Annotated in this window: 23 protein-coding genes, 1 tRNA gene and 1 pseudogene; 13 read left to right on the top strand and 12 right to left on the bottom strand. The window is 69.1% G+C overall.

Going from position 1 to position 26,283, the window contains the following annotated elements:
- Positions 1-143: 143 nt before the first annotated feature.
- The 3 genes from ACIP9H_RS28455 to ACIP9H_RS28445 all read right to left on the bottom strand — a co-directional run bounded on the left by ACIP9H_RS28455 (position 144) and on the right by ACIP9H_RS28445 (position 3,568).
- Positions 144-803 (bottom strand): response regulator transcription factor, encoded by a 660-nt coding sequence (locus tag ACIP9H_RS28455; RefSeq protein ID WP_360902967.1) that lies wholly within the window; start codon positions 801-803, stop codon positions 144-146.
- 122 nt (positions 804-925) lie between these two features.
- Positions 926-2,245, bottom strand: coding sequence for a sensor histidine kinase (locus tag ACIP9H_RS28450; RefSeq protein ID WP_401596075.1), 1,320 nt, complete (start codon positions 2,243-2,245; stop codon positions 926-928).
- Positions 2,246-2,407: 162 nt separating this feature from the next.
- Positions 2,408-3,568, bottom strand: a complete 1,161-nt coding sequence (locus ACIP9H_RS28445; protein ID WP_401961487.1) for a sensor histidine kinase — start codon at positions 3,566-3,568, stop codon at positions 2,408-2,410.
- A 200-nt stretch (positions 3,569-3,768) separates the two neighbouring features.
- Here ACIP9H_RS28445 and ACIP9H_RS28440 point away from each other — a divergent pair, with 200 nt between their 5' ends.
- The 12 genes from ACIP9H_RS28440 (at position 3,769) to ACIP9H_RS28385 (ending at position 14,733) form a co-directional block, all read left to right on the top strand.
- Positions 3,769-4,137 (top strand): NADH-quinone oxidoreductase subunit A, encoded by a 369-nt coding sequence (locus ACIP9H_RS28440; protein WP_319658426.1) that lies wholly within the window; start codon positions 3,769-3,771, stop codon positions 4,135-4,137.
- Positions 4,128-4,733, top strand: coding sequence for an NADH-quinone oxidoreductase subunit B (locus ACIP9H_RS28435; protein WP_401596029.1), 606 nt, complete (start codon positions 4,128-4,130; stop codon positions 4,731-4,733). Before ACIP9H_RS28440 ends, ACIP9H_RS28435 begins: the two co-directional genes overlap by 10 nt.
- Positions 4,730-5,788 carry an NADH-quinone oxidoreductase subunit C gene (locus ACIP9H_RS28430; protein WP_401596031.1) on the top strand — a complete coding sequence of 353 codons (1,059 nt, stop codon included), beginning with the start codon at positions 4,730-4,732 and terminating at the stop codon, positions 5,786-5,788. Before ACIP9H_RS28435 ends, ACIP9H_RS28430 begins: the two co-directional genes overlap by 4 nt.
- On the top strand, positions 5,785-6,747 hold the full coding sequence (gene nuoH / locus ACIP9H_RS28425) for an NADH-quinone oxidoreductase subunit NuoH (RefSeq protein ID WP_401596034.1): 963 nt from the start codon (positions 5,785-5,787) through the stop codon (positions 6,745-6,747). Before ACIP9H_RS28430 ends, nuoH begins: the two co-directional genes overlap by 4 nt.
- Complete coding sequence (locus ACIP9H_RS28420; RefSeq protein ID WP_401596037.1) at positions 6,747-7,292, top strand: NuoI/complex I 23 kDa subunit family protein; 546 nt, start codon at positions 6,747-6,749, stop codon at positions 7,290-7,292. Before nuoH ends, ACIP9H_RS28420 begins: the two co-directional genes overlap by 1 nt.
- A complete protein-coding gene (locus tag ACIP9H_RS28415; RefSeq protein WP_401596039.1) occupies positions 7,289-7,861 on the top strand; it encodes an NADH-quinone oxidoreductase subunit J in 573 nt (190 codons plus the stop codon). The genes ACIP9H_RS28420 and ACIP9H_RS28415 overlap by 4 nt, the downstream gene beginning before the upstream one ends.
- The gene (nuoK, locus tag ACIP9H_RS28410) at positions 7,861-8,241 is read left to right on the top strand and encodes an NADH-quinone oxidoreductase subunit NuoK (RefSeq protein ID WP_389254158.1); all 381 of its coding nucleotides are present in this window, start codon (positions 7,861-7,863) and stop codon (positions 8,239-8,241) included. Before ACIP9H_RS28415 ends, nuoK begins: the two co-directional genes overlap by 1 nt.
- A complete protein-coding gene (locus ACIP9H_RS28405; RefSeq protein ID WP_401596043.1) occupies positions 8,238-10,241 on the top strand; it encodes an NADH-quinone oxidoreductase subunit L in 2,004 nt (667 codons plus the stop codon). Before nuoK ends, ACIP9H_RS28405 begins: the two co-directional genes overlap by 4 nt.
- Before the next feature lie 3 nt (positions 10,242-10,244).
- Complete coding sequence (locus ACIP9H_RS28400) at positions 10,245-11,810, top strand: NuoM family protein (RefSeq protein WP_401961480.1); 1,566 nt, start codon at positions 10,245-10,247, stop codon at positions 11,808-11,810.
- Positions 11,810-13,309 (top strand): NADH-quinone oxidoreductase subunit N, encoded by a 1,500-nt coding sequence (locus ACIP9H_RS28395; RefSeq protein ID WP_401596048.1) that lies wholly within the window; start codon positions 11,810-11,812, stop codon positions 13,307-13,309. The genes ACIP9H_RS28400 and ACIP9H_RS28395 overlap by 1 nt, the downstream gene beginning before the upstream one ends.
- 119 nt (positions 13,310-13,428) lie before the next feature.
- Positions 13,429-14,289, top strand: coding sequence for a zinc metalloprotease HtpX (gene htpX, locus ACIP9H_RS28390; protein WP_401596078.1), 861 nt, complete (start codon positions 13,429-13,431; stop codon positions 14,287-14,289).
- Positions 14,290-14,346: 57 nt separating this feature from the next.
- Entirely contained in the window at positions 14,347-14,733 is a 387-nt protein-coding gene (locus tag ACIP9H_RS28385; protein ID WP_401596051.1) for a YccF domain-containing protein, read from the top strand.
- A 16-nt stretch (positions 14,734-14,749) separates the two neighbouring features.
- Here ACIP9H_RS28385 and ACIP9H_RS28380 read toward each other — a convergent pair whose 3' ends face one another.
- The 4 genes from ACIP9H_RS28380 to ACIP9H_RS28365 all read right to left on the bottom strand — a co-directional run bounded on the left by ACIP9H_RS28380 (position 14,750) and on the right by ACIP9H_RS28365 (position 18,735).
- A complete protein-coding gene (locus ACIP9H_RS28380) occupies positions 14,750-16,132 on the bottom strand; it encodes an FAD-binding oxidoreductase (protein ID WP_401596054.1) in 1,383 nt (460 codons plus the stop codon).
- Between the two features lie 88 nt (positions 16,133-16,220).
- Complete coding sequence (locus ACIP9H_RS28375; protein ID WP_401596057.1) at positions 16,221-16,673, bottom strand: flavodoxin family protein; 453 nt, start codon at positions 16,671-16,673, stop codon at positions 16,221-16,223.
- Between the two features lies 1 nt (position 16,674).
- Complete coding sequence (locus ACIP9H_RS28370) at positions 16,675-17,994, bottom strand: radical SAM protein (protein ID WP_401596059.1); 1,320 nt, start codon at positions 17,992-17,994, stop codon at positions 16,675-16,677.
- 252 nt (positions 17,995-18,246) lie between these two features.
- Positions 18,247-18,735 carry a YajQ family cyclic di-GMP-binding protein gene (locus ACIP9H_RS28365; protein ID WP_401596061.1) on the bottom strand — a complete coding sequence of 163 codons (489 nt, stop codon included), beginning with the start codon at positions 18,733-18,735 and terminating at the stop codon, positions 18,247-18,249.
- Positions 18,736-18,922: 187 nt separating this feature from the next.
- Between ACIP9H_RS28365 and ACIP9H_RS28360 the strand changes: the two genes are divergently transcribed.
- Positions 18,923-19,004, top strand: a tRNA-Tyr gene (locus tag ACIP9H_RS28360).
- Positions 19,005-19,166: 162 nt separating this feature from the next.
- Here the strand turns inward: ACIP9H_RS28360 and ACIP9H_RS28355 are convergent.
- From ACIP9H_RS28355 to ACIP9H_RS28335, 5 genes and pseudogenes are all read right to left on the bottom strand, one after another.
- Positions 19,167-20,500: pseudogene (locus ACIP9H_RS28355) on the bottom strand (tyrosine-type recombinase/integrase).
- A 392-nt stretch (positions 20,501-20,892) separates the two neighbouring features.
- Positions 20,893-21,261 carry a mCpol domain-containing protein gene (locus tag ACIP9H_RS28350; RefSeq protein WP_401961474.1) on the bottom strand — a complete coding sequence of 123 codons (369 nt, stop codon included), beginning with the start codon at positions 21,259-21,261 and terminating at the stop codon, positions 20,893-20,895.
- A gap of 26 nt (positions 21,262-21,287) precedes the next feature.
- On the bottom strand, positions 21,288-22,190 hold the full coding sequence (locus tag ACIP9H_RS28345; protein ID WP_401961472.1) for a hypothetical protein: 903 nt from the start codon (positions 22,188-22,190) through the stop codon (positions 21,288-21,290).
- 551 nt (positions 22,191-22,741) lie between these two features.
- Positions 22,742-25,696, bottom strand: a complete 2,955-nt coding sequence (locus tag ACIP9H_RS28340) for a tetratricopeptide repeat protein (protein WP_401961470.1) — start codon at positions 25,694-25,696, stop codon at positions 22,742-22,744.
- Positions 25,693-26,211 carry a hypothetical protein gene (locus tag ACIP9H_RS28335; protein ID WP_401961467.1) on the bottom strand — a complete coding sequence of 173 codons (519 nt, stop codon included), beginning with the start codon at positions 26,209-26,211 and terminating at the stop codon, positions 25,693-25,695. Before ACIP9H_RS28335 ends, ACIP9H_RS28340 begins: the two co-directional genes overlap by 4 nt.
- Positions 26,212-26,283 lie beyond the last annotated feature (72 nt).

Here is a 26,283-nt window from a genome sequence, read left to right as displayed (position 1 = left end):
ATCGTACGTGGGTAAGGGTCGCCTTCCCGGGTGTTCCCACAGGGTGGGACCCGCGTGGGACACGAAGCCCCACGCCCGTGGAGGCCTGTCGTCCTCCCCGCAGTTCCGCAGGCCCGCGACCAAATCTGACAATATGTCAGAGGCTACGAGTTCAGGTACGTCAGCACGGCCAGCACACGCCGGTGGTCCCCGACGCTGGGCGCCAGCCCCAGCTTCAGGAAGATGTTGCTGACGTGCTTCTCCACCGCGCCGTCGCTCACCACGAGCTGCTTGGCGATCGCCGAGTTCGTCCGCCCCTCCGCCATCAGCCCCAGGACCTCGCGCTCGCGCGGCGTCAGCCCCGTCAGCACGTCCTGCTTGCGGCTGCGGCCCAGCAGCTGGGCCACCACCTCGGGGTCCAGCGCGGTGCCGCCCCCGGCCACCCGGACCACGGCGTCGACGAACTCCCGGACATCGGCCACCCGGTCCTTGAGCAGGTAGCCGACACCGCGGCTGCTGCCCGCCAGGAGCTCGGTGGCGTACTGCTCCTCCACGTACTGCGACAGGACGAGCACACCCAGCCCCGGGTGGTCGCGGCGCAGGCGCACCGCCGCGCGCACGCCCTCGTCGGTGTGCGTGGGGGGCATCCGCACGTCGGCGACGACGACATCGGGCAGGGCGTCCTCCGCCGCGAGCTCCGCGATCACCTTCAGCAGCGCCTCGGCGTCGCCCACTCCCGCCACCACGTCGTGCCCCCGGTCGGTGAGCAGCCGGGTCAGCCCCTCCCGCAGCAGCACCGAGTCCTCGGCGATGACCACGCGCACTCTGTCCTCCACGACTTACGGCCCCCATGTCGACGTCGACGTGTCCCTCCCCAGCATCCCAGTTTCCGGCGGAAGGCACACGGCCTTGCCGCGCCGGGGAGGGCGGGGGGCCGGTTCGTCGCTCAGGTGCGCCAGGGCAGTTCCGCCGCGACGGTCGTCGGGCCGCCGGCCGGGGAGTCCACCGCCAGCACACCGTCCACCGCGCCCAGCCGCTCGGCGAGCCCGGCCAGACCGCTGCCCTTCGCCGTGCTCGCCCCGCCCCTGCCGTTGTCGACGACGTGGATCATCAGCCGGTCGCCGGAGCGCCACAGGTCGACGCTCGCCCGCGAGGCACCACTGTGCTTGCTGATGTTCTGGAGCAGTTCGGAGACGGTGAAGTAGGCGATGCCCTCGATCGCCGGGACCGGGCGGGCCGGCAGGTCCACGCTCACCTGCACGGGCACGGTGCAGCGTGCGGCCACCGAGGACAGGGCCGCGTCCAGGCCGCGGTCGGTGAGGACCGCCGGGTGGATGCCGCGGGCCAGGTCGCGCAGTTCCTGGAGGGCGAGCTTCACCTCGCCGTGCGCCTCCTCGACCATGGTCGCGGCGGCCTCCGGGTCCTCCAGCAGCTTCTCCTTGGCCAGGCCCAGGTCCATGGCCAGGGCCACCAGGCGGGCCTGCGCGCCGTCGTGCAGGTCGCGCTCGATGCGCCGCAGGTCCGCGGCGGCGGTGTCCACGACCACCCCGCGGTCGCTCTCCAGCTCCGTGACCCGGCTCGCCAGCCGGGACGGGCCGAGCAGCCCGGAGACCAGCCCCCGGTCGACGTACGCCATGCCGCGGATCAGCCACGGCGTGACCAGCACCAGCAGCAGCCCCACCGCGGAGGTGGCCGCCAGCTCGAAGGGGGAGTCCAGGTACCAGCCGCGGCCGTGCCCGTCCCCGTACAGCTGCAGGCCCGGCTGGTCGGTGTACGCCGGGAAGACCCACCGCCACAGCGGGTAGGTGAGCATGCCCCACCCGTAGGTGAAGAAGGAGATCGCCACGGAGAAGGTGAAGACGCCCCACGGGAAGTGCACGAAGCAGTAGAGGACGTGCCGCCAGGACGTGCCGTTGCTGAGCTGGCCGCCCAGCCACGCCAGGAAGCCCTGCCCGGGCTTCCGCCGCGGCCACGCCGGCTCGGCCACGTCCAGGTGCAGGCACTTGCGGGCCCGCTCGCGCTCCACCACGCCGAGGCCGCGGCACCCGGCCAGCGCCACCGCGAGGACCGGCAGGCCCAGGAAGGTCACCAGCAGACCGGCGCCCAGGGACAGCATGGTCACGGCGAAGACGAAGCCGATGATCCCCATCGGCAGGTTGAGCAGCAGATACAGGAGCTCACGCCAGGTGCGCGCCTCGATCGGCGCTCGCAGCGCCGCGGGCAGCCGGTGCTGGTGCTCTCGCGGCTCCGGGAAACCGTATGCCATGGTCACGTCGTTCCTCTCCCTGTGCCTGTGGTGCCCTCGTGCCACTGTTCTGTGCACGCTTCCAGCCTCGCCGCCCGGGACCGCCCGCCCCATGGTGCCGATCGGCCTCTTCCACCTGGGGAAAACCCCACCCCGGCCCTGGGGGCGCCACCGGTCCCGCGGTCAGCCGCGGTCGCGCCAGGGCAGCTCGGCGGTCACCGTCGTGGGGCCGCCCTGAGGGGAGTCGACGACCAGCAGGCCGTCCACGGAGCCCAGCCGCTCGGCGAGCCCGGCCAGACCGCTGCCGTTCGCCGTGCTCGCCCCGCCCCTGCCGTTGTCCCGCACCTGGATCATCAGGCGTCCGTCGGACCGCCACAGCTCCACCGCGGCACGCTCCGCACCACTGTGCTTGCTGATGTTCTGGAGCAGTTCGGAGACGGTGAAGTAGGCGATGCCCTCGATGGCGGGCGCCGGGCGGGCCTGCAGGTCCACGCTCACCTGCACGGGCACGGTGCAGCGTGCGGCCACCGAGGACAGGGCGGCGTCCAGGCCGCGGTCGGTGAGGACCGCCGGGTGGATGCCGCGGGCCAGGTCGCGCAGTTCCTGGAGGGCGAGCTTCACCTCTCCGTGGGCGTCGCCGACCATCCTGGCGGCCGCCTCCGGGTCCTCCAGCAGCTTCTCCTTGGCCAGGCCCAGGTCCATGGCCAGGGCCACCAGGCGGGCCTGCGCGCCGTCGTGCAGGTCGCGCTCGATGCGCCGCAGGTCGGCGGCGGCGGTGTCCACCACGGTGCCCCGGTCCGACTCCAGCTCGGCGATACGGCGCTCCAGCTCGTCCGAGGGCGACAGCAGCCCGCGCACCATCGCCCGGTCCGCGTTCGCCAGCCCCCGCGCGATGAACGGCAGCACAGGCCACGCCACGAACAGCGAGGTCAACGTGATGGCGAAGGTCGCGATGCCCCACGGCAGCCGGGCGAGGAAGTACAGCGCGTGCCGCCACGCCACCGGGTCCTTCAGCGACGTCCACAGCCATGGGAAGAAGCCCATCCGCCCCGGCCGCAGCCGGCGCGGCTCGTCCACCGCCACCCCGAGCAGCCCGCGCGCCCGGATCCGCTCCAGCCACCCCAGCAGCCGGCAGCCGGCCAGGCCCAGCGCCAGCAGCGGCAGGCCGACCACCGTGACCGACAGGCCGATACCCAGGGACAGCACGACGACGACGTAGACGAAGCCCGCGATGTCGACCGCCAGATTCGTCAGGAGGTACGCGATCTCCTTCCACGTCGCCGGGTCGAAGGCCAGCCGCGCCGGCGGGAGCGGGGTGTCCCCGCGCTGGGAGTTGGTGGTCATGGCGCCAAGCCTGCCGGTGGGCGGGGGGTTGCCGCCATGGGGTGCGCCCGCGGGACAAGGTGGGGTTATCCGCACCCCGTCCTGGAGGGGTGCCTGCGGCGCCTGGGGCAGGGCCTAGACTCCGTTCGTACAGATCGTCTAAAGATCCACCGGGATCGCTGGACAACGCGTGAACGACGAGAGACGAGGGGCGGACGGACGTGGACTACTTCCACGGCTACTCGGTCGTCGGCCTGGTCGCGGTGCTCGGGGTGCTCTTCGTGGCCGTGGCCTTCGGGGCCGGCCGTCTGCTGCGGCCGGTCGTGCCCACGCAGGAGAAGATGCTCACGTACGAGTGCGGCGTCGACCCGGTCGGCGAGGGCTGGGCGCACACCCAGATCCGCTACTACGTCTACTCCTTCCTGTACGTGATCTTCGCGGTCGACGCGGTCTTCCTCTTCCCGTGGGCGACGGTCTACGCGGCCCCGGGGTACGGCGGCACGACGCTGGTGGAGATGTTCGTCTTCCTCGGCTTCCTCGCCGTCGGCCTGCTCTACGCATGGAAGAAGGGGGTCCTGGAATGGACGTGACCACCCCCGAGCCCCAGTACCTGCCCGAGCCGCGCCGGCTCGGCACACTGGCCCGCCTCGCACCCGAACCCATGAAGGTGGTCCTCAACTGGGGCCGCCGCTACAGCCTGTGGGTCTTCAACTTCGGCCTCGCCTGCTGCGCCATCGAGTTCATCGCCGCCTCCATGGCCCGGCACGACTTCATCCGGCTCGGCGTGATCCCCTTCGCGCCCGGCCCGCGCCAGGCCGACCTCATGATCGTGTCGGGCACGGTGACCGACAAGATGGCGCCCGCCGTCAAGCGGCTGTACGAGCAGATGCCCGAACCGAAGTACGTCATCTCCTTTGGAGCCTGCTCCAACTGCGGCGGGCCCTACTGGGACTCGTACGCCGTCACCAAGGGCGTCGACCAGATCATCCCCGTCGACGTCTACGTGCCCGGCTGCCCGCCGCGGCCCGAGGCGCTGCTCCAGGGCATCCTCAAGCTCCAGGAGAAGATCGCCCGCGAGTCGCTGGGCGAGCGGTACGGCGAGGGCGGCACCCCGCAGCCCTCCGCCCGCGCGCTGCGCAGCGGCCTGGTGCAGGCACCGCCGCCGCCCGGGGAGGCCGCGCAGTGACCACCCCCTTCGACCGGCTGCCCGACCCGGCCGCCGTCGCCGAGGTCTTCGGCCCGGAGGCCACGGCGGAGGAGACGTACGGCCTGCTCACCGTGGACGTGCCCGCCGGAGCCTGGACCGGCGCCCTGCGGGCCGCCCGCTCCGTGCTCGGCTGCACCTTCTTCGACTGGCTCAGCGCGGTCGACGAGCCCGGCACCGGCTTCCGGGTCTGCGCCCATGTCGTGGCGCCGTCGCCCGGATCGGTGCGGCGGCTGCTGATCCGCACCACCGTCCCGCACGAGGCGCCGGTGCTGCCGACCGCCACCGAGGTCTGGGCGGGCGCCGCCTGGCACGAGCGCGAGACCCACGAGATGTTCGGGATCGGCTTCACCGGCCACCCGCACCTGGCGCCGCTGCTGCTGCCCGACGGATTCGAGGGGCACCCGCTGCGCAAGGACTTCGTGCTGGCGGCGCGCGTCGCCAAGGCCTGGCCGGGAGCGAAGGAGCCGGGGGAGCCCTCGGCGGGAGCGGCGCACGGCGGGCCCAAGCGCCGCCAGATGCTGCCCCCGGGCGTGCCCGACCCCAACGACTGGGGTCCGCTGAAGGGCCAGCTCCCGCCCGCCCCTGCCCGGCCCGCCCGTACCCCGCGGGCCGCCGGCGCCGGTGCGGCCGGTGCGGCCGCTCCGGCCGAGCGCCCCGCGCGGCGCACCCGCAGCGTCAGCGAGGGCTCCACGAGCCAGGGCGCCGCGGCCCCGGCCGCGCCCCCGCGCCGCACCCGCTCTGCGGACGACGGCCCCGTCAGCCGGACCGGCGCCGCCGGGACCCCGGAGGCGCCCGCGGCTCCTGCCGCCGAGCCCCCCGCGACGCCCCGCAAGCGCACCCCGGACGCCCCCTGGGACGTCCCCCGTGACACGCCCACCACGGTCCCGGCGCCGGAAGCGGCCCCGCAGGAACCCGCGGCGGCCGAGCCCCCCGCGGACTCGCCGGCCGCGGAAGGGCAGCCCGATGCGAACGGGCAGCCCGGCACCGCCGGCAGCCCCGGCCAGGACGACGCAGAAGGAGGCGGCACCCCGTGAGCGACGCACTCGACGTGATCCTCCGGCTGCTCGCCGTCCTCGTCGTCTTCCTTGTGCTGCCTCTCGTCGTCGGCCAGACCGAGCACAAGGTGATGGCCCACATGCAGGGCCGGCTCGGCCCGATGTACGCGGGCGGGTTCCACGGCTGGGCGCAACTCGTCGCCGACGGCGTGAAGTTCGCGCAGAAGGAGGACGTGGTCCCGGCCGACGCCGACCGCAAGGTCTTCCAGATGGCGCCGGCCGTCGCGCTGCTGCCCTACCTCCTCGTGCTCGCCGCGATCCCGCTCGGGCCGAACGGCCTCGTGGGCCAGACCATCGACGCGGGCCTGTTCTTCGTGCTGGCCGTGATGGGCGTCGGCGTGCTCGGCTCGCTCATGGCGGGCTGGGCCTCGGCCAACAAGTTCTCCCTGCTCGGCGGCCTGCGGACCGCCGCGCAGCTGATGTCGTACGAGCTGCCGATGCTGCTGGCCGCCGCGTCCGTCGCGATGGCCGCCGGGACGCTCTCGCTGCCCGGCATCGTGGAGGCGTACCAGTGGTGGTGGACGCCGTGGCAGCTCATCGGCGCCGTCGTCTTCTTCACCGCGGGCCTGGCGGAGCTCCAGCGGCCGCCGTTCGACATGCCGGTGGCCGACTCGGAGATCATCTTCGGGGCGTACACGGAGTACACGGGCCTGCGCTTCGCCCTGTTCCTGCTCGCCGAGTACGCGGGCATCGTCGTGCTGTGCGGGCTGACCGCCGTCCTCTTCCTGGGCGGCTGGCACGGCCCGTGGTCCGGCAGCCTCGGCTGGTTGTGGACGCTGGTCAAGACCGGACTGCTGGCCTTCGTCGTCATCTGGCTGCGGGTCACCTACCCCCGCATGCGCGAGGACCAGTTGCAGCGCTTCGCCTGGACCTTCCTCATCCCGCTCGCCCTCGCCCAGATCGCGCTCACCGGCGTGGTGAAGGTGGTGATCTCCTGATGGGCATCCCCGGTACCGGCCTCGCCAAGGGCCTGGCCGTCACCCTCCGCACGATGACGCGGCGCTCGCACACCGCGCAGTACCCGGAGGCGCAGCCCGAACTCCCGCCGCGCAGCCGCGGCGTGATCGCGCTGTTCGAGGAGAACTGCACGGTCTGCATGCTGTGCGCGCGCGAGTGCCCCGACTGGTGCATCTACATCGACTCCCACAAGGAGACGATGCCGGCCGCCGTGCCCGGCGGCCGCGAGCGCAGCCGCAATGTGCTCGACCGCTTCGCCATCGACTTCTCGCTCTGCATGTACTGCGGCATCTGCATCGAGGTGTGCCCCTTCGACGCGCTGTTCTGGTCGCCGGAGTTCGAGTACGCGGAGACCGACATCCTCGACCTCACCCACGAGCGCGACAAGTTGCGCGACTGGATGTGGACCGTGCCCGCCCCGCCACCGCTCGACCCCGCCGCCGAGGAGCCCAAGGAGCTCGGCGCGGCGCGCAAGGCCGCCGAGAAGGCCGCGGCCGCCGCCGAGCAGGCGGAGGGCGACGCGTGAACCTCCGTGAGAACCTCGCCGCCGGGGCCCACCCGGGCTTCCTGTCCCCGACGGGCGTCGAGATCGTCTTTGTGCTCGTCGGCATCGCCACGCTCGCCGCGGCGGTGGTGAGCGTCACCACCAAGCACCTGGTGCACGCCGCCCTGTGGCTGGTCGTCGCGCTCGGCGGCGTCGCCGTCGAATACCTCCTGCTCACCGCCGAGTTCATCGCCTGGGTGCAGGTGCTGATCTACGTCGGCTCCGTCGTCGTCCTGGTCCTGTTCGGCCTGATGCTCACCAAGGCGCCCACCGGCGCCTCGCCCGACGCCGACTCGGGCAACCGGATCGCCGCGCTGACCGTCGGCATCGCGTCCGCGGGCACCTTGGTGTGGCTGGTCGTCGACGCCTTCCGGGCCACCTGGATCGACGTGGACCGCGGAGTGCAGGGCTCCACCAAGGTCACCGGCCAGATCCTCTTCCGGCACTGGGTGCTGCCGTTCGAGGCGCTGTCCGTGCTTCTGCTGGCCGCGCTCGTCGGCGCCGTCGTGCTGTCCCGCAAGCCGTCCCGTCAGCAGCCCGGGGAGCGCTGATGCATCTCGCCTATCCCGCGGTCCTGGCCGTCCTCCTGTTCTCCGTCGGCCTGTACGGCGTCCTCGCCCGGCGCAACGCGATCCTCGTCCTGATGTCGGTCGAGCTGATGCTGAACGCGGTCAACCTCAATCTGGTCGCCTTCGACGTGTGGCTGCGCGACACCCTGCACGCGGGGCAGGCGCTGACGCTCTTCGTGATCGTCATCGCCGCCGCCGAGATCGGCATCGGGCTCGCCATCGTCCTGCTCGTGTACCGCAACCGGGGCACCTCGGACATCGACCGGCTCACCGAACTCGCCGCAGGGGACGGCGAGGACGATGGGGGCGTGTCCACCGCCGCACCCGAGACGCCCGAGAAGAACGCCGAGGCCGCCGCGTGACCCTGACGACCCTCGCCGTCCTCGTCCCCCTGCTTCCCTTCCTCGGCGCCGCCGGCGCCCTGCTGCTCGGCCGTACCGCGCCCGGTTTCGTCCGGCCGCTGGCCGTCCTGCCGACGGCGACCGCCTTCGTGCTCGCCGTGATCGTCGCCACGCGCCAGGGCAGCGGCGCGGCCACCGACGCGGCCACCCGGCTGACGCCGACCGGTTCGGTCCCCATCGACCTCGCCCTGCACCTCGACGGCTTCTCGGTGCTGATCGCCGTGCTCGTCGGCCTCGTCGCGACCTGCGTCCAGCTGTACTCGACGGCCTACCTGCGCGACGACCCGCGCTACGCCTCCTACTCCGCGCTGGTCTCCCTCTTCACCGCCGCCATGTTCCTGGTCGTCTACACCGGCGACCTGATGGTGCTGCTGGTGGGCTGGGAGATCATGGGCATCTGCTCGTACTTCCTGGTCGGCCACTACTGGGAGACCGAGGTCGCCCGCGCCGCCTCCCTCAAGGCGTTCCTGATCACCAAGCTCGGCGACGTCCCCTTCCTGATCGGCGTCTTCGCGCTGGCCGCCGACGCCGGGACGTTCCGGATCAACGGCATCCTCACCGCGGCGACCCACGGCGGACTCGGCCACCCGACCGTGATCGGCCTGCTGCTGCTCGCCGGTGTGGCGGGCAAGTCCGCGCAGTTCCCGCTGCACACCTGGCTGCCGGACGCCATGGCCGGCCCGACGCCGGTGTCCGCGCTGATCCACGCCGCCACCATGGTCGCCGCCGGCATCTACCTCGTTGCCCGGCTGCTGCCGGTCTTCGAGGCGTCCGCCGCGGTGCTCGCGGTACTCGGGGCGATGGCCGCCGTCACCATGGTCGGCTCGGGGCTCGCGGCGTTCGCCCAGGACGACATCAAGCGCGTCCTGGCGTACTCCACGATCGGCCAGCTCGGCTACATGGCCGGCGCCCTGGCCGTCGGCGACCGCGGCGCCGCCGTCTTCCACCTCCTGTCGCACGGCGCCTTCAAGGCCCTGCTCTTCCTCGCCGCGGGCGTGGTCATCCACGCCGCCGGCACCAACTCGCTCGCCGCCATGTCCCGCATGGGCGACGTCGCCAAGCGCGCCCCCGACGCCATGTGGACCATGGGCATCGCCCTGGCGGCCCTGGCCGCGATCCCTCCCTTCTCCGGCTTCTTCTCCAAGGAGTCCGTGCTGCGCGCCGCCGAGCACGCCTCCTCCGGTCACGCCGAGGGCGTCCCGGCGGCGGTCGGCTGGCTGGTCCTGGTCGCCGCCCTGGTCACCGCCGTGCTGACCGCGGGCTACGCCACCCGGCTCTTCCTGCTCGCCTTCCGCGGCCACGGGCCCGCCGCCCCCGAGGCCCACGCCAAGGAACCGGCCGTGATGAACGCCGTGCTGTGGGTGCTGGCGGTCCCCACCCTCGCCTTCGGCGCTGTCTCCCTGGTGCCCTCCCTCCTCGACCTGCCCGCCTGGTTCGACGGACGTGAACTCGCCCCCACCCTCGTGACCTCGATCCTCGGCGTCGGCCTCTCCCTCGTCGGAGTGATCGCCACCTATGGCGCCTGGCAGGCGATGTCCGCCCGCCGCCGCGCACCGCTCGGCGCGGTCGTGACCGCCGAGGCGGCCGAGGCGGAGCCCGCCCTCACCGAGGCCGCCGCACTGCAGACGCACGAGCAGGTCTACGGGGACGTCGCCGCCGCGCACGACCCCGCCGACCCCGGACGCCTGCTGCTCGGCCCGCTCTTCGGCCCCGCCTCGCGCGGCTTCCACCTCGACGCCGTCTACTCGGCGCTGTTCGTCCGCCCGACGCTGGCCGCGGCGGGCCTGGTGCGCTTCCTCGACCGGGAGGTCGTGGAGACGTACGTGCGCGGCGCGGGCGGCCTGCCCCGGCTGCTCGGCGCGGCCGTGCGCCGCGCCCAGACGGGCAATGTGCAGACCTATGTCAGCGTGCTGCTGGCCGGCTCCGTGATCCTCGCCGTCCTCGTCGCCGTCGGAGCGTGAGCCGTGAACGACACCGTCCTCCAGTACGTCCTCGCGGCCGTCGTCGTCCTGCCGCTGCTCGGCGCCGTCGGCGCCCTGCTGCCGCCCCCGCCCGGCCTGAAGGGCAAGAGCCCCGACCAGGCCGTGCTGCGCCACGGTGTGACCGTCACCGGTCTCGTGCTCGCCCTCACCGTCGTCCTGGCCGCCGGCTTCGACCACGGCAGGCCGGCGACGATGCAGGCCACCACCGACATCAACTGGATCCCGGCGCTCGGCATCCACCTCCACCTCGGTGTCGACGGCATCAGCCTCCCCCTCCTCGTCCTGACCGCGCTGCTGACCTTCCTCTGCGCGCTCTACAGCTACTTCAAGATGCCCGCGGGCCCCTCCCCGAAGGCGTTCGTCGCGCTCCTGCTCCTGCTGGAGTCGGGCACGCTGGCGACCTTCGCCGTGCTCGACCTGGTGCTCTTCTTCCTGGCCTTCGAGACGGTCCTGATCCCGATGTACTTCCTCATCGCCCGCTGGGGCGGCGAGAACCGGGAGAAGTCCGCCCTGCGCTTCATCCTCTACACGCTGCTCGGTTCCGTGGTCATGCTGCTCGGCCTGCTCCTCATCGGGGTGAAGGCCGGCACATTCGACATGGTGGCACTCGCCACTGACAACGCGTCACCGCTCAGTCACTCCACGCAACTGATCGCCGTCCTCGCCATCGGCATCGGCCTCGCCGTGAAGGCCCCGATGTGGCCCCTGCACAGCTGGCTCCCCGACGCGCACACCGCGGCCCCCACCGTCGGCTCCGTGCTGCTGGCCGGCGTCCTGCTGAAGATGGGCACCTACGGTTTCGTGCGCATCCTCCTGCCGGTCGCCCCCGACGGCATGCGGACCTTCGCGCCCTACCTGGCCGCCTTCGCCGTCGTCGGCATCATCTACGGATCGCTGGCGTGCCTGGCGCTGGCCCGCAGCGGCTCCGGCGGCGACCTCAAGCGCCTGATCGCGTACAGCTCCGTCGGCCACATGGGCTTCGTCCTGCTGGGCATCGCCACGCTGACCCCGACCGGCGTCAACGGCGCGCTCTTCGCCAACATCGCGCACGGCCTGATCACGGGCCTGCTCTTCTTCCTGGTCGGCGCGCTGAAGGACCGCTACGGCACGACCGACCTGGACGGCCTCGCCGGCCGGACCGGCGCCGCGCTGTACGGCCGCGCCCCCCGGATGGGCGGCCTTCTGGCCTTCGCCGCCGTCGCCTCCCTCGGCCTGCCGGGCCTAGCCGGCTTCTGGGGCGAGATGCTGGCCATGTTCGGCTCCTTCAAGCCCGCCGCGGGCCTGGACCGGGGCGCGTACCTGACGTTCACCGCGATCGCCGCGTTCGGCACCCTGCTGACCGCCGCGTACCTCCTGGTCGTCGTGCGCCGCGTCTGCATGGGCGACCGCGACACCGTCACCGGCGCGCCGGCCCTCGCCGACGTCCGGGGCTACGAGTTCGCCGCATGGACCCCGCTGGTCGCCCTCACCGTCCTGGCCGGCCTGTGGCCCGCCGTCCTGCTCGGCCTGACCGACCCGGCCGTGCGCTCCCTGCTCGGAGGCAGCTGATGAGCCCCCTCGCCACCTCCGTCATCCAGTCCGTCGACTGGGCGGCGATCGCGCCGCCCACGATCGTCGCGGCGGCCGCGCTGGCCGTCCTCGTGACCGACCTGTTCCTCCCCGAGGGCCGCAAGCAGGCGCTCGCCTGGATCACCGCCGGAGGTCTCGTCCTGGCCGGGCTCGGCCTGCTGCCGCTGCTGGACGGCGACCGCACCACGTTCTGCCTCGTCGGCAGCCCCCGCGAGTGCTCCTACGTCGCCGACCACTTCACGCTGGTAATCCAGCTGCTGGTGCTGGCCGGGGCACTGGTCGCCGCCCTGCTCTCCGTGCACCTGATGGAGCGGATGCCGGCCGGCGAGTTCTGGTTCCTGCTGCTGTCCTCGGCCGCCGGTGCCGCCCTGCTGCCCGCCTCCCGCGACCTGGCGACCCTGGTCATCGCGCTGGAGGTCACCACGCTGCCGTCCTTCGCCCTGGTCGGCCTGCGCCGCGGCGACCGGCTGTCGGGCGAGGCGGCCCTGAAGTTCTTCCTCACCTCCGTCGCCGCGACGGCGGTCACCCTGCTGGGCGTCAGCTTCGTCTACGCCGCCACCGGCACCCTGCACCTGTCGGCCGTCGCCCGGGGCCTGGACACGGTCGATCCCCGCCTGGACACCCTCGCCGCCGCAGGCGCCGCGCTCACCGTCGTCGGCTTCGCCTTCAAGCTCGCCGTCGCCCCCTTCCACTTCTGGGTGCCCGACACCTACACCGGCGCCCCGCTGCCCGTCGCGGGCTACCTCTCCGTCGTCGGCAAGGCGGCCGGCTTCTCCGGCCTCATCCTGGTGACGGTCGTCGCCTTCGAGCCGTACGCGCACGTGTGGGGCCCCGCCATTGCGGTGCTGGCCGCGCTCACCATGACCGTCGGCAATGTCGCCGCCCTGCGTCAGCGCCCCGGCCAGTCGCGCAGCGCGGTACGCCTGCTGGCCTGGTCCTCGATCGGCCAGGCGGGCTACCTCCTGGTGCCGATCGCCGCCGCCGCGTACGCCGACCCGCAGCGCCAGGTCGGCATCACCCTGGCGTACGCGCTGATGTACGGCGCCGTGAACCTGGGCGCCTTCGCCGTCGCCGCCCTCGTCGGCCGCACCGCGCCCGGCAACCGGCTCACCGACTACCGCGGCCTGTACGCCCGCCAGCCGTTCGCGGCGCTCGCCATGGCCTTCTTCCTGCTCTGCCTGGCCGGCCTGCCGCCGGGCGTCATCGGCCTCTTCGCCAAGGTCGCCGTCTTCTCCTCCGCGGTCGACGCGGGCCTGGGCTGGCTGGCCGCCGTCATGGCCGTCAACGTCGTCATCGCCCTGGTGTACTACCTGCGCTGGACGGCCGTGCTCTTCACCCGTGCGGAGGCCCCGGCCGCCGAGCGCACCCGTACGCCCGCGCCCCTGACGGCCGCCATCGCGCTCACCGCCGTCGTCGGCATCGCCCTGTCGGGCGCGCCGCAGCTCGTCCTGCGCTTCGCTTCGAGCACGCTGCTCTGAGCGCTCTGTGAAAAGCGCACAAGGGAACTAACGTCCCCCCGGTGGCGTTGGCCCTTGCAGGAGGTTCTCCTAGGAAAACGGAGAAAACGTCTTCCTGCTGCACATCTTGGAGGGTGACCGTGCACCGCCGGCACAACGGGCTGAAGACCGCCGCGCTCCTCGGCGGACTGTCGGCACTCATCCTGATCATCGGCAGTTTCTTCGGGCGTACGGGACTGATCGTCGCGCTGGTCATCGCGCTCGGCACCAATGCGTACGCCTACTGGAACAGCGACAAGCTCGCCCTGAAGGCGATGCGCGCGCGGCCGGTGAGCGAGTTCGAGGCCCCGGCGCTCTACCGGATGGTCCGCGAGCTCTCCACCGCCGCACGGCAGCCGATGCCCCGGCTCTACATCTCGCCGACCGAGGCACCCAACGCCTTCGCCACCGGCCGCAACCCGCGCAATGCCGCCGTGTGCTGCACCGAAGGCATCCTGCGCATCCTGGACGAGCGCGAGCTGCGGGGCGTCATCGGCCACGAGCTCAGCCACGTCTACAACCGCGACATCCTCATCTCCTCGGTCGCCGGCGCCCTGGCCTCCGTCGTGATGTTCCTGGTCAACTTCGCCTGGCTGATCCCCATCGGCCGCTCCGACGACGACGAGGGCCCCGGCCTGCTCGGCATGCTGCTCCTGATGATCCTGGGCCCGCTGGCCGCGTCCCTGATCCAGCTCGCCGTCAGCCGCTCCCGCGAGTACGAGGCCGACGCCTCCGGCGCCCGCCTCACCGGTGACCCGTTGGCCCTGGCCTCCGCCCTGCGCAAGCTGGACGCGGGCACCAAGCGCCTGCCGCTGCGCCCCGAGCCGCGGCTGGAGACCACCAGCCACCTGATGATCGCCAACCCGTTCCGCCCGGGCGACGCGTCCAAGCTCTTCTCGACCCACCCCCCGATGGCCGAGCGCATCGCCCGGCTGGAGGAGATGGCCGGCCCCCGCCGCTGAGCGCCGGCCACCGAACCCGCGCGGGCCGTGCCCGCGCTCCCGTGGGAGGCTGACAGCATGAAGACGATCAACCTCATCCTCAACGTCCTGTGGCTGATCATCTGGGGGCTGTGGATGGCCATCGGCTACGCCCTGCTGGGCCTGCTGATGTTCATCTTCATCATCACGATCCCGTGGGGCATCGCCTCCCTGCGGATCGCCAACTACGTGCTGTGGCCGTTCGGCCGCACCACGGTGCAGCGCCCGGACGCCGGCGTCGCCTCGACGCTCGGCAACATCATCTGGCTGATCTTCGCGGGCATCTGGCTCGCCATCGGTCACATCGTCGCGGGCGTCGGCTTCTGCCTGACGATCATCGGCATCCCCTTCGGCATCGCCAACTTCAAGATGGTGCCGATCTCCCTGCTGCCGCTCGGCCGCGAGATCGTCCCCGTCGAGGAGTAGCGCCCCGGGGGAGGGCTCAGCCCGGCTCGATGTTGTGGTTGAGCCGGAAGACGTTGCCCGGGTCGTACTCGGTCTTGACCCGGGCGAGGCGGCTCAGATTGTGCGCGCCGAACCCGGCGATGACCCGGCCCTCCCCCTCGTCGCCGATGAAGTTGAGGTAGACCGCGCCGATGGACCACGGCTTCATGTCCTCGCGCACGTCGTGGGCCCACTGCCGGCCGCGGCCGTCGTCCGCGGGACTCTCCCACATGCCGAAGGGATGGGCGACCCAGGCGGCACGGCGCCAGGGCAGCGGGTAGTCGTCCGGGCCGTGCGCCATGGCACCGCCGCCGGGGAAGAGGGCCTGCTGCGAGGGGGAGGGGACCACCATCGCCCGGGAGCGGGCGCAGAAGCGCTCCACGGCCTCGTCGGGCAGCGCGGAGAGGTACTCCGCGGACCAGTAGTTGCGGTAGCCCGCAGGGGCGTCCAGCAGGCACTGCAACTCCGCGTACGGAAGCTCGGCGATCGCGCTGCCCTCGGGGGAGAGGGCCAGCAGCGGCGCGATCAGCTCCCGCGCCGGTTCCTCCTGGCCGATGTACGTCACCAAGGTGGCGGCCACCAAAGTGCCCGCCATGTGCGGCGGAACGAAGTCCTCCGGCGGGGCCGTCACATAGAGCACGGCCCCGCCGACCTCGGGCGGCGCCGACTCCATGAAGTCCCGGTAGGCACACAGCACTTCGGGACCCGTCGCCGACGGCCACAGCAGCAGGGCGGCGGTCATCCGCGGCACCTGGTGCAGCCGCAAGGTCAGGGAGGTGGCGACACCGAAGTTGCCGCCGCCACCATGCAGAGCCCAGAACAGCTCGGGGTTCTCGTCCTGTGCGGCGCGCACCATGGTGCCGTCGGCGGTGACGAGTTCGACCTCCTCCAGGCTGTCGCAGGCGAGCCCGAACCGGCGCTCCAGCCATCCCGAACCGCCGCCCAGGGCGAAACCGCCCACCCCGGTCGTCGACACCCGGCCGCCGGTCGTGGCCAGGTCGTACGGCTGGGCCGCGCGGTCCAGATGGGTCATCAGGGCGCCGCCCCCGACCCGCGCCGTACGCGCCCGGGGATCGACCACCACCGCGTGCATCCGGCGCAGGTCGACCACGAGACCGCCGTCGTTCAGGGCGTTGCCGGCGACACTGTGCCCGCCACCGCGGACCGCGACCTCCAGGTCGCGCTCCCCGGCGAAGCGGAGCGCCGACGCCACGTCCTCGGCCGACTCGCAGAGCGCGACGACCGCCGGACGCCGGTCGATCATCGCGTTGAAGACGGTGCGGCTCTCGTCGTACACCGGGTCGCCCGGAGTGACGACCTCGCCGCCGAAGCCGGAACGCAGCGCGTCCAGTGCCGTGTCGTCGAGTACCCGGGGTGCCATGGAGTGCCCCTCTCTCCTCCTCCACGGTAGGACGGGGGTACGGCCGGGGCACGTCGGGCCGCAGGCCGCCCCCGAGGGGCGAGCGGGCCTAGCCGGACAGCCCTGCCGCCAGCGTCGCCCCGAGCTCCCAGCAGGCCTCCAGATCGGCCTTGGAGGGCTCACCGGTGACCGTGACCTCCGCGGCCGCCTGCTCCCACCCCAGGCCCGTGGTGATCGACCGGATCCCGCGCACGGTGCCCGTGACGTCGCTCCCGCCGTGCACCCAGTACCCGAAGGGACGTCCGCGCGTGGCGTCCAGGCACGGGTAGTAGACCTGGTCGAAGAAGTGCTTCAGCGCCCCCGACATGTAGCCGAGGTTCGCGGTCGTGCCCAGCAGGTAGCCGTCCGCCGCCAGCACGTCGGAGGCCGTCGCGGACAGCGCCGGCCGCCGCACGACGTCCACGCCCTCGATCTCGTCCGTCGTGGCCCCCGAGACGACCGCCTCGAACATCGCCTGCAGATTCGGCGAGGGCGTGTGATGGACGATCAGGAGCGTGGCCACCTCAGCCGACCACGGCCGGCGCGGCGGGAATGCTGTCCATGAAGGAGCTGACGGAGAACACGGCGTTGCCCGGGCCCGCCGGACCGTACCCGGGCGGCGAGGACAGCCCGAACTCCTCCAGCGTCGCGCGGTACACGTCCAGCAGCCGGATGTGGTACTCCAGCGGCGCACCCTCCGGGTTGGCCTTGCCGAGCGGCGTCGTCGGCTCGGGGCACCATGTGGTGAAGCGCGGCGTGATGCCCCGCGACATGAAGAAGCGCAGCCCCTCGGCGGTGGAGTCGATCGCCTCGCCGACACTGGTGAAGCCGAACGGCTCGGCCATCTCCACACCCGCCACGAAGTTCGGGATCACATTGCGCGGGCCGAAGATCTCGGCGGAGTCCAGGATGCGGCGGTGCCACTCGTCACGGCCGACGTGCTGCTCCTTGCCGGGGCAGTACAGCTCGAACAGCCGCCGGTCCCACACCTCGTAGTTGGGGTGGTAGATCTGCACGCCGTAGTCCTTGAAGCGCTGCACGTCCTCCTTGGGCAGCGCCTGGGCGACGACCTTGCCGATCCAGCGGCCGGGGAAGCGCTCCTCGATCGCCTTGGCGTAGTGCCCGTAGAAGTCGGCCTCGTCGCGCCCCGCCACCTTGCCGGTGATCGCGCCACCGGTGAGGGTGTACGCCGTGGAGGTCTTCGCCGTGTCGTACTTGTCGATGATCTCCAGCGCCTCCAGCACCTCCTCGACCGGCTTCACGCCCGTGTAGGGACGGCCGGCCGCCTTGTGCTGGCGCCAGTTGTGGTTGATGTCGCAGTACTGGCACTCCTGCTTGACGCCGAAGTACTGGCAGACGCGGAACACCGTCAGATAGACGAGATAGCCCCACTGGATCGTCGGCGCGACCTCCATCACCGACTTCCCGTTCTCCAGGGTGTGCCGGTAGTAGTCCGGCATCGGCGGCAGGCCCACGTCCGCGATGCGCACCCCGTCCAGGTACAGCCCGAGCACCCCGCGGCCCCCGGCCTGCACACGGTACGGCGACGCCGGGTTGACGCGCACCGACACCACCGTGCGGCGCAGGTCGTACGGGCCGCCGGTGAGCACGATCTCCTCGGGCGGGCGGTTCAGCGCGGCGGCGCCCAGCTCCGGCAGCGTGCGGTGGTCGAAGGAGAAGATGAAGTACGACTTCGGTTTCACGTCGCCGTCGTCGCCACCGCTCAGCGCGGAATCGTCGAACGCGATCCCGCCGCGCAGCAGGTCCTCCTTGATGACCGCTTCGCGTGGCACGTGCGGGAAGCGGCCCATCAGGTCTTCCACCACAGCGGTGCGGTTCTGCATTGCCCGGCTCCATCCTCGAGACGACTGCCCGGGTCCCACATGGGGGGTGGGCCCGAGGAGACCTTCAACGAAAGACCCTACGCATGCCGGGGCGTTTCCGATGGGGGCCCCTCCCGTTCACCCGGTGTCAGGTTCGTGGTGAAACCCACTCAAACCCATCCGCGCCGGCGTGCCCGGCGCCCCCGCGGACCCATCGGCCTACGACAAAGGTCCCGGCCGCCTCCTCCGGCCGGGACCTCGGCGTGCCCGCGGTCAGCGGTAGTTCACGAACTGCAGGGCGAAGTCCAGGTCCTTGCCCTTGAGCAGCGCGATGACCTCCTGCAGGTCGTCCCGGCTCTTCGAGCTCACCCGCAGCTCGTCGCCCTGCACCTGCGCCTTGACGCCCTTCGGCCCCTCATCGCGGATGATCTTGGCGACCTTCTTCGCGTTGTCCTGGGAGATGCCCTCCTCGATGGACGCGAAGATCTTGTACTCCTTGCCGGACAGCTGGGGCTCGCCCGCGTCCAGCGCCTTCAGCGAGATCCCGCGCTTGACCAGCTTGGTCTCGAAGACGTCGAGGATCGCCTTGACCCTCTCCTCCGAGTTGGCCTGCATCGCGATCTTGTCCCCGGACCACCCGATCGAAGCGCCGACGTTCTTGAAGTCGTAGCGCTGCGAGATCTCCTTCGCGGCCTGGTTGAGGGCGTTGTCGACCTCCTGCCGCTCGACCTTCGAGACGATGTCGAAACTGGAGTCGGCCATCTTCTGTTGGCTCCTTGGCTCTGATCCGTCAGGTCCGCGACCCGCCACCGGGCCGCTCCCGCAAGCCTAGCCATCCGACCCGCCGGAGGCGCTGATCAATAGGGTGGCGGAGCACCCCCGGGCATCGGGTATTGTTTACGACGTCGCCACGGGGACCACGCACAACGGCCCCTGGAGACACTTCCCAGGCGGTGTGCCCGAGTGGCCAATGGGAGCGGACTGTAAATCCGTCGGCTTAGCCTACCCAGGTTCGAATCCTGGCGCCGCCACAGTGGAAGAAACCCCCGTTGAACTGCGGAAACGCGGTGCAACGGGGGTTCTTTTTTGAGGCAAGCCCCTTCGCCTGGAATGCCGGGTTGGTCCCATTGTGTCTCACCTGAAATCGCATGCTGACCAGCGCCTGTGGGGCATGCGTGGGGCAGCCTTGGCGATCACTCCCAGGTTTTCAGCGCAGCCTCGATCCGGGCGTTGGCCATGGCTGTAGCACCGTCCAGGCACTTGGCGTAAACCTTGAGCAGTACCGCGACCGTGTGGCCGGCGCGCCGGGCGACCTCCACCGGGTCCACCCCTGAATTCAGCCACAGAGATACGCACGCGTGGCGCAGGTCGTACGGGCGAGAGCCCAAGGGGGAGGCTTGCTGCTCAGGCGACAGTGCCCGCCTGCGGGCCCGTGCCCAGACCTCCCCATAGCCACTCTCCTGTACCAGCTCTCCGCGGGCCGTTTGGAACAGCCGTCCGTCTGGGGCCGTGCCGTACGTCTCCAGGTGCTCGCGGAGCATGAGCACAAAGCCAGGCGGGATGGGGACGTGCCGCACGTCCTTGCGGGGGCGCCACTTGAGACCGCGCTCATCATGGGCGGTGCCGGAGTCGGTCCAGGAGCTCCCAACGCGAGGCCGTGAACCGTCGAGGTGGAGCGTCCCCCACCCTTCGAGTGGGAGTTCACAGTTCGTTCGGCGCAGCCACACGGCTTCCCCGGGTCGAAGCCCTGCGTGATACAGGCAGCCGAAGAACGCCCGCAGGTGCTTTCCACGCTCACCCTGCTCCGCCACGGCATCAAGTAGCCGCCGGGCCTGCCGAGGGTTGACGACGCATCCCGGGTCCACCTGTTCGACCGGATTCGGGATCGCCCACTGCACCTGGGGGAGCGGGTTCACGGTCAGCCGACGGGCCTCCACTGCGAAGCCGAGGGCGTTGTGGAAAATGGCGCGCTTACGACGGACAACGGACGCGGCGGCCGGCTGGCCGTCCAGGCGCACTGTGAAGCCCGTGAGCACCTTCCGGAGCAGCAGCGGGTCTTCCAAGGCACTCATGGGTACCGTGTGCCGCTCGACCCAGTCGAGGACACGCTGAACTTCGTCAGGGGGTTCGTCTCGCCAACGGTTCTTGTTGAACGCCCAGCTGTACAGCGCGCGTCGGAGTTCCCGGGCCTCCGGCATGCCGCGGTGTGTTGATACCAGGGCAGGCGTGGCGCTCACCATCGCCTCCGCCAGGGTGGTTCGCGTCTTTGCCGGGGCGGAGGGCCACTTCATCTCGATGTAGTCGCGGGCGTGCTGGTACCAGTTCACGTCATTGCGCCTGCGCAGCTCGGACATGGGCAGGCCGGTGGCTTCATCGAAGGGTTCGCCGTTCTTTACTGCAGTGAGCAGCTCCGCGCGCGGCGACCATCGGCCAGGGTCTTCGTGCGGAAGGTCTGGGAGTGGGGCACGTTGCCTACCTTCCAGCGCACTTCTGTGGACGTCTGGCCCCGGTCTTTGCGCTTCGCGATTCTTCGCTGTCATGTAAGCCGCAGAGCAATTCACCCCCTAGGGCAGCTGACCAGCAACGGTGCGACGGTGTAGGGCTTGTGCCGGGCTCGGTGGTCCGTATACCAACCACCCAGCCCTGGCTACCCTCCGCCTGGGCTGGCTCCATGACACTCCCCGGCCCAGGCGGATGCGGCGACCGATGAGTAAGGTGAGGTCGGGGTCAGCGGTTTCCAGAAGTGTGGCGGCGAGGCCGTGGAGTTGGACGGGGGTGGCCAAGTTTCCGGTAGTGGGGCGTTCGGTTTGGAGGGCTAGGGTCCACCGGGCAGGCATCAGGACTTTCTCTCGGCATGAACGGGTCGTGTAGGCGACGAGCCGCAGGACCAGGCAAAGTCACCATCGATGAGCGACATGGCTAACCCAATTCCTCTGGGAAAGCCACGATTCTGCATTTTCCGGAAGACTTGGCCATTCGCAGAGCTACGAAACTCTCCCGAAGCGTCGTACCGACGCCAGCCGAAAAGGTGAGACGTTCCGGCCTCTGGAGGCCGGTCAATGTGTTGATCAGTTCATCCATGGCATCGCTTCGGAACTCTGTCAAGATACTGTCACCCCCTACGGCGATAACTTCGGCGCCGGCTATTTTTCCTAGTTCTTCGGCCAGTTCTTCAATGGAGTCGGCGATCATTCTGGAAGCTTCGGTGAACGCGGAGACATTATTGGATAGCAGGTGCCTCTCTACCTTGCTCCCGACGTCGTCGCCGTCGATGATTGCGAACGGCAAAGAGTCCTCCCTCTTTCGGTGATGGGTCAGATGTATTCGATTACTGATGTAGATGCGGGCAACAGGGCTCCCAATGAGAAGGCCAACGAACTTGGTGCCGAGATGAAGAGGCGCCCCTCGGGGATCGATCCGTGGGGACTCGCCTGGGTGGATAGATAGAAACCCCAATACTGCACAATGTCTTTCAGTAATTCATTATAGGCGGACCTATCGTCTGGGAATCTCGTGGTCGTACACTGGTAGATCAGTGCCGTGCTGCACACATCGTTGATGCCGACCACGTACCTGCCGTGACTTCCCTGTGTGCCCTGGGCTGCTTGTGTGGCCTCGGTCACCATGTTCGGATTATTGGTGATGTTGAGAATCAAGGCGTGTCTGTTCGCCAGTGGGTTGCTGGCCGGGGAGAGGCGAATGGTGTCGCGACGGATGATTGGGGTGAGTTGGTAGCTTCCCTGGGTCGTTTGCGGGCCGCCGGGAGTTCCCTCAAGTACGAGCGGAGGGAGCGGCGTGTTGGGCCCTGAGCCAGACACTTGATGAACTGATATTTCCTTGAACTCAAAGATTCGGAGCTGTGCCCCCTGGGTGCCATTGAAGATTTGCTGGCCAAGTTTGAATGCGTTGGCTAGGCTGCAGGTCAAGTAGAATGCGATGTGGCTTGAGCTCTTCGCTTCCTCTTCTTTGAGTCTCGCTTCGATGACGCGCTGGGTAAGGCTGGCTCTAGCGTCAGCGGTCAAGCCAGGCTGTAGCTCATCAACATTTACGTAGAAATAGCTGACATGGCGGCTTCTTGCTGCCGATGAGTGTTCAAGTAGCCTCGCATCGGACCACCCCGATGTAGGTGTGGGCTGGAGAAATACAGCCACCCCCACGCCCGTACGGCCGTTCAGGCTGATCCAACTGACCGCCAGGATGGCGAATCCGACAAACATTATTGCGGCAAGTGTTTTGATTCCCCCGGGGATTAGCTTGAGTAGCTCAGGCAGTGTGCCGGCTACCAAGGTGGAACCGAGGGCCGCGATTAGGGCCGACAGAATGGCCCTGTCTTCATTTATCCGTCGGTAACTTCTCCGGATCCGACCGGCCACCAGTCACGCCTCCGAGGGTGCCGCCTGCTTAGCTAGAGGGCCAACGTATCGGTTCAGTGCTACTTGCGTGGCAGTAGCCGCACGCGACTTGGCGCAGGGGCCGCGTCTTGAGGCGTCACCTAGAAAGTCCGACGCACTGGCTGCTCCTCGTGGGCCAGCTCGCTTGCGCAGGCCGTCCACCGACCGTCCCTGTGGGACAGACGTGGGGCAGGTAGACACGCATGCAGGGTTTCCGCTGGTGAGGGCCGCTCGGCCGCGCGGTCTGTAAAGCCGACCGTCAATCGGAATCTGATGGTCCCCGCATCGGATGGCGGTGTTGCCTCTGCTGACGTTGGGGGCAAGCGGTTCTGCTCTCATGGGGTCTTGTCGCGCCGCGCGGGAGGGGCGGCCAGGCGTCATGCCTCAGGACCGTCTTCCCCCTGCTGCTCCAACCACCGATAGAGAAGCTCCTGGAGCTCGCTCTCAGGCCCCTTTCGTTCTACCCAGGGAACGAGTAGTTCTTGGAGCTCCTGGAGCCCACGGCTCGCGCCCATACGGCGGAAGAGTTCGGTGAGGGCTTCGGCAGCGCCCGAGGCGTCGCCTGCCTCTCGCCGCCAGTGGGCCAGGCTATCGAGGCTGGACAAGGTGAAGTGATGGTTGATGCCAAACGCTTGCTCGAGACGGGGACAGAGTTTGGTGAGGGCTTCGGCAGCGCCTGCAGCGTCGCCCGATTGTCCCAGCCAGTCCGCAAGATTATTGTGAGTGATTAGCGTAGATGAGTGGTCATGGCCGAGAACTTGCTCTTTATGAGTGAGAAGCTTGGCGTATGCCTGTGCAGCCCCGGCGTGATCCCCCGCCTCTCCGCGCGCGTCGGCAAGCTTGCTTCGGAGTACAAGGGTTTCCGGGTGATCTGGGCCGAGGACACGTTCGACGTCAATGAGGATTTCAGTGAACGCTTCCACCGCGCTGGCCGCGCCCTGAAGTTTTCCTCGCGCCTCGGCTAGGTTGACCCGCACCACAAACGTCTCCGGGTGATGTGGACCGCGGGCATGTTCAAATAGGGGAAGGAGCTTAGCAAGCGCTTCCGCTGCGCCAGCGTGGTCTCCCTCCTGGGCGCGCGCCGAAGCTAGATTGAGGCGAACGATCAGAGTTTCGGGGTGATTCGGCGGGAGCCGGCGTTGCTGGCTAGACAAGATGTCAGCAAATGTTTGTGCTGAGGAGTCAGTCAAGCCTGCCAGCATTCGCAAGGTCGTGAGGTTCTGGCGGATAAGGACCGTGGTCTGATCGTCGTGTCCGAGGATCTGTTCCGCGTCGACGAGGGTTTCACCGCAAGATTCGGTGGCCCCCAACAGGTCTCCCGCGCGCCCGCGCCACTGGGCGATATTGCTACGCGTGATGAGGGTATCGCGATGACCAATGCCAATGCGTTGTTGATCAGACAGGAGATCGGCGAAAGCCTGCGCTGCGCCAGCCGCGTCCCCTGACCGCCCCTGCCAACTCGCCATATGGTTGCGGGTGGTGAGGGTGTCTCCATGGTCAGGACCCAAAGAAGCAGTGACAATCGGGAGTAGTCGAGCGAAAAACTCCCAAGTAGCTCGAATTTTACCGCTTCCGCCGATACTATTGCCAGCCCTCCAAAGGAGTGGGTGGACGTCCGGGCGGCAAAGCATGGGTCCGCAGTGGCGCATCAGGATCACCGTGCTGTCTTCCATGGCACGGGCAAATTGAGAATCGTTAGTATCGCCAGCCCATGCTTGTTGGACTGCGTCAGCTACCGCGTAGGCCTCATTGTATTCAGCGGGGAAGGTTTCGCGAATAGTGCGCGCAGTTAGAGTATGGATGTAAACCGAGCGGTACGAATCGGATTCCACGTGTGTGAGCAGGCTGAACCGGTGCAGGATCCGAAGCGTATCGCGCACCTCTTGCTGCTCAACTTTGACCGGCGCTGCTTGCATAGCTCGGGCCACAGCGTCCCGGAAAGGGTTAGTTTGTGGAAGGCCGGATTGTGTAAAGTGAGTACGAATCTTCTTTTCGAGTTCCTTCTGTTCGTCGGGACTTAGTCTGTCGTTCCAGACGAATTGGGCCTCGATTTGGCGGGGGTGCTGTCGCCTTGGTCGTTGTGGCTTCTTTTTCTTGGCTCCCTGCGGTCGGAGCGCGCTGGGAAGGAGGGTGTCAAGCCTATTCGAGGTGTCTTTGCGGAGTTGATTGCCGAGGTATTGGTGTAGTGCTTTGGTGGTCCAGAGGACCTCTGGGTGTCCTGCAGGGTCTAGCAGTGCGCAGATCTGGAGCATGTAGCGGGCGAGCCCAGAGTGGGGGCACCGCTGGTCGGCGGCGTGGAGGTTAAGCAGAAGGGCTGTGGTTACGGTTCGGCCGTATCCGTCGACATCTGCATCGGCAGGCAGTAGTTCGTCTAGGCGGCGCTCACTACTCAGAAGGAGGCGGAGGTAGCGACTGGCGGTGACGCCTTCGTTTACGAGATACGCCGCGGCGTGACCCAAGGCGAGGGGAAGGTAGCCGAGAGCTTCCGCCATTGCATCGCATTGGTTGTCGGCGAGATGCTGGGCCTTTTCCGCTTTGAGGCGCTGAGTCAGGTAAGTGCGGGCCTCGTCCGTCGTGTACAGGTCAATTTTAATACGTCGACGGCCCGCGCCTTGCGCGTCACGGCGTCGGGTGGTGGCCAGCACCCAACCTCGGTCGCTTCGGCCCACAGGCCACCAAGAAGTAAGGGCTGCGGGATCATCGACGTTGTCTAGAACGATCAACCAGGTTCGATCCGTGGCAGCGAGCCATTCCAAGAAGGCCCGTGCGTCGTCTTCGACGTCTTGGTATCGAACTCCGGGGGCGTCAACTAGCTGGGCGGCACGCGCGTAATCAGTCACCACCTGAGACACGTCGCTGGCAATGACCCACAGAACCAGCTCGGTCTCGGCGCGGCGGGCGTATGAGGCAGCCAGTTGGGTCTTACCGACACCGCCTTCGCCAACGAGCACTAGCGTGCGGAAGGTGCCCTCTGACGGCGCAGCATCAATCTGTTTGCGTAATGCAGGACGCTCTTGGAAAGCTGAAGCGAGCGGAGGCACGGCGCCGATCTGCATCGGCCATCGCACTTCCGGCGGGCTCTGGATGACGAACTCGTTGTGGACCTGCGAATAGTCTCCGAGTGCGCTGCCGATGGCATCACCGGCGATGTAGATACCCCGGCCGCGGACGTTGACACGAACTGCCGCCTGGTCCTCGCCGAGCCGACCCCGGTCCGGCGAGGATTGTCGTTGATGGCCCTCAGTTTCAGCTAGCTGCTTCCTGATGGCTTCTTCAACGTGGCCAGTGGCTTCGTGGTAGCTATCTTCGCTGCCGCTTCCCATATTGCTCATCGGCGGATGCTGTCGTCGCCGAGAGCGCTGTCGCGCACGTCACCGCCAATGGCCTTGCCGTGACGTCCCGCCTTGACGTCTGGTCCAACCCGGCGACGCTGCCTGGAAGTAGTAGGTGTGCCATGGCTACCTGTCACGCGGGAGCGATCACCAAGAGCACTGCCCACTACGTCGCCTCCAATAGCGATTCCGCGGCCTCCCGCCCGCACCCGCCCGCCTCCCGCACCACCGCTGCCGCCAGCGCGGTAGAGGGCGATGACACTCACCACGGCCATGGCGAGAGCCACGACAGTGCCGATAACGCTGGCGACCTCGGCGGTCTTGCCTAGATCAGCAACCATCAACATCACGAGCAGGCCTCCGCTGACCAGCGCTGCCACGATCGCGGTCACCTTGACCACGAGCCGCCCCGTTCCTGTCATGGGATCCTCTCTCTGCCACTCCCGCGTTGTGGTGTTGCTGACATCTTCCTCGCTCGCCCCCGAGCGCGCGAAGGAAAGCTGGGTCTGCTGCACGATCGGGTGCCATCTTGACCTGTCACCCAACTCTGCACCGGACCCAATTGGCAAAGCTTTAGGTGAATGACC

Source organism: Streptomyces sp. NPDC088732 (assembly GCF_044751205.1).
Taxonomy (GTDB): domain Bacteria; phylum Actinomycetota; class Actinomycetes; order Streptomycetales; family Streptomycetaceae; genus Actinacidiphila.
This window is presented reverse-complemented; position numbering and strand designations above follow the sequence as displayed.

What these genes read in the sequence shown, in the direction of transcription:
- ACIP9H_RS28345 (WP_401961472.1), bottom strand. Translation starts at nt 22,190, where the DNA reads ATGTTTGTCGGATTCGCCATCCTGGCGGTCAGTTGGATCAGCCTGAAC.
- ACIP9H_RS28370 (WP_401596059.1), bottom strand. Translation starts at nt 17,994, where the DNA reads ATGCAGAACCGCACCGCTGTGGTGGAAGACCTGATGGGCCGCTTCCCG.
- ACIP9H_RS28435 (WP_401596029.1), top strand. Translation starts at nt 4,128, where the DNA reads ATGGACGTGACCACCCCCGAGCCCCAGTACCTGCCCGAGCCGCGCCGG.
- ACIP9H_RS28445 (WP_401961487.1), bottom strand. Translation starts at nt 3,568, where the DNA reads ATGACCACCAACTCCCAGCGCGGGGACACCCCGCTCCCGCCGGCGCGG.
- ACIP9H_RS28380 (WP_401596054.1), bottom strand. Translation starts at nt 16,132, where the DNA reads ATGGCACCCCGGGTACTCGACGACACGGCACTGGACGCGCTGCGTTCC.
- ACIP9H_RS28385 (WP_401596051.1), top strand. Translation starts at nt 14,347, where the DNA reads ATGAAGACGATCAACCTCATCCTCAACGTCCTGTGGCTGATCATCTGG.
- ACIP9H_RS28365 (WP_401596061.1), bottom strand. Translation starts at nt 18,735, where the DNA reads ATGGCCGACTCCAGTTTCGACATCGTCTCGAAGGTCGAGCGGCAGGAG.
- ACIP9H_RS28450 (WP_401596075.1), bottom strand. Translation starts at nt 2,245, where the DNA reads ATGGCATACGGTTTCCCGGAGCCGCGAGAGCACCAGCACCGGCTGCCC.
- ACIP9H_RS28420 (WP_401596037.1), top strand. Translation starts at nt 6,747, where the DNA reads ATGGGCATCCCCGGTACCGGCCTCGCCAAGGGCCTGGCCGTCACCCTC.
- ACIP9H_RS28395 (WP_401596048.1), top strand. Translation starts at nt 11,810, where the DNA reads ATGAGCCCCCTCGCCACCTCCGTCATCCAGTCCGTCGACTGGGCGGCG.
- nuoK (WP_389254158.1), top strand. Translation starts at nt 7,861, where the DNA reads ATGCATCTCGCCTATCCCGCGGTCCTGGCCGTCCTCCTGTTCTCCGTC.
- ACIP9H_RS28340 (WP_401961470.1), bottom strand. Translation starts at nt 25,696, where the DNA reads ATGAGCAATATGGGAAGCGGCAGCGAAGATAGCTACCACGAAGCCACT.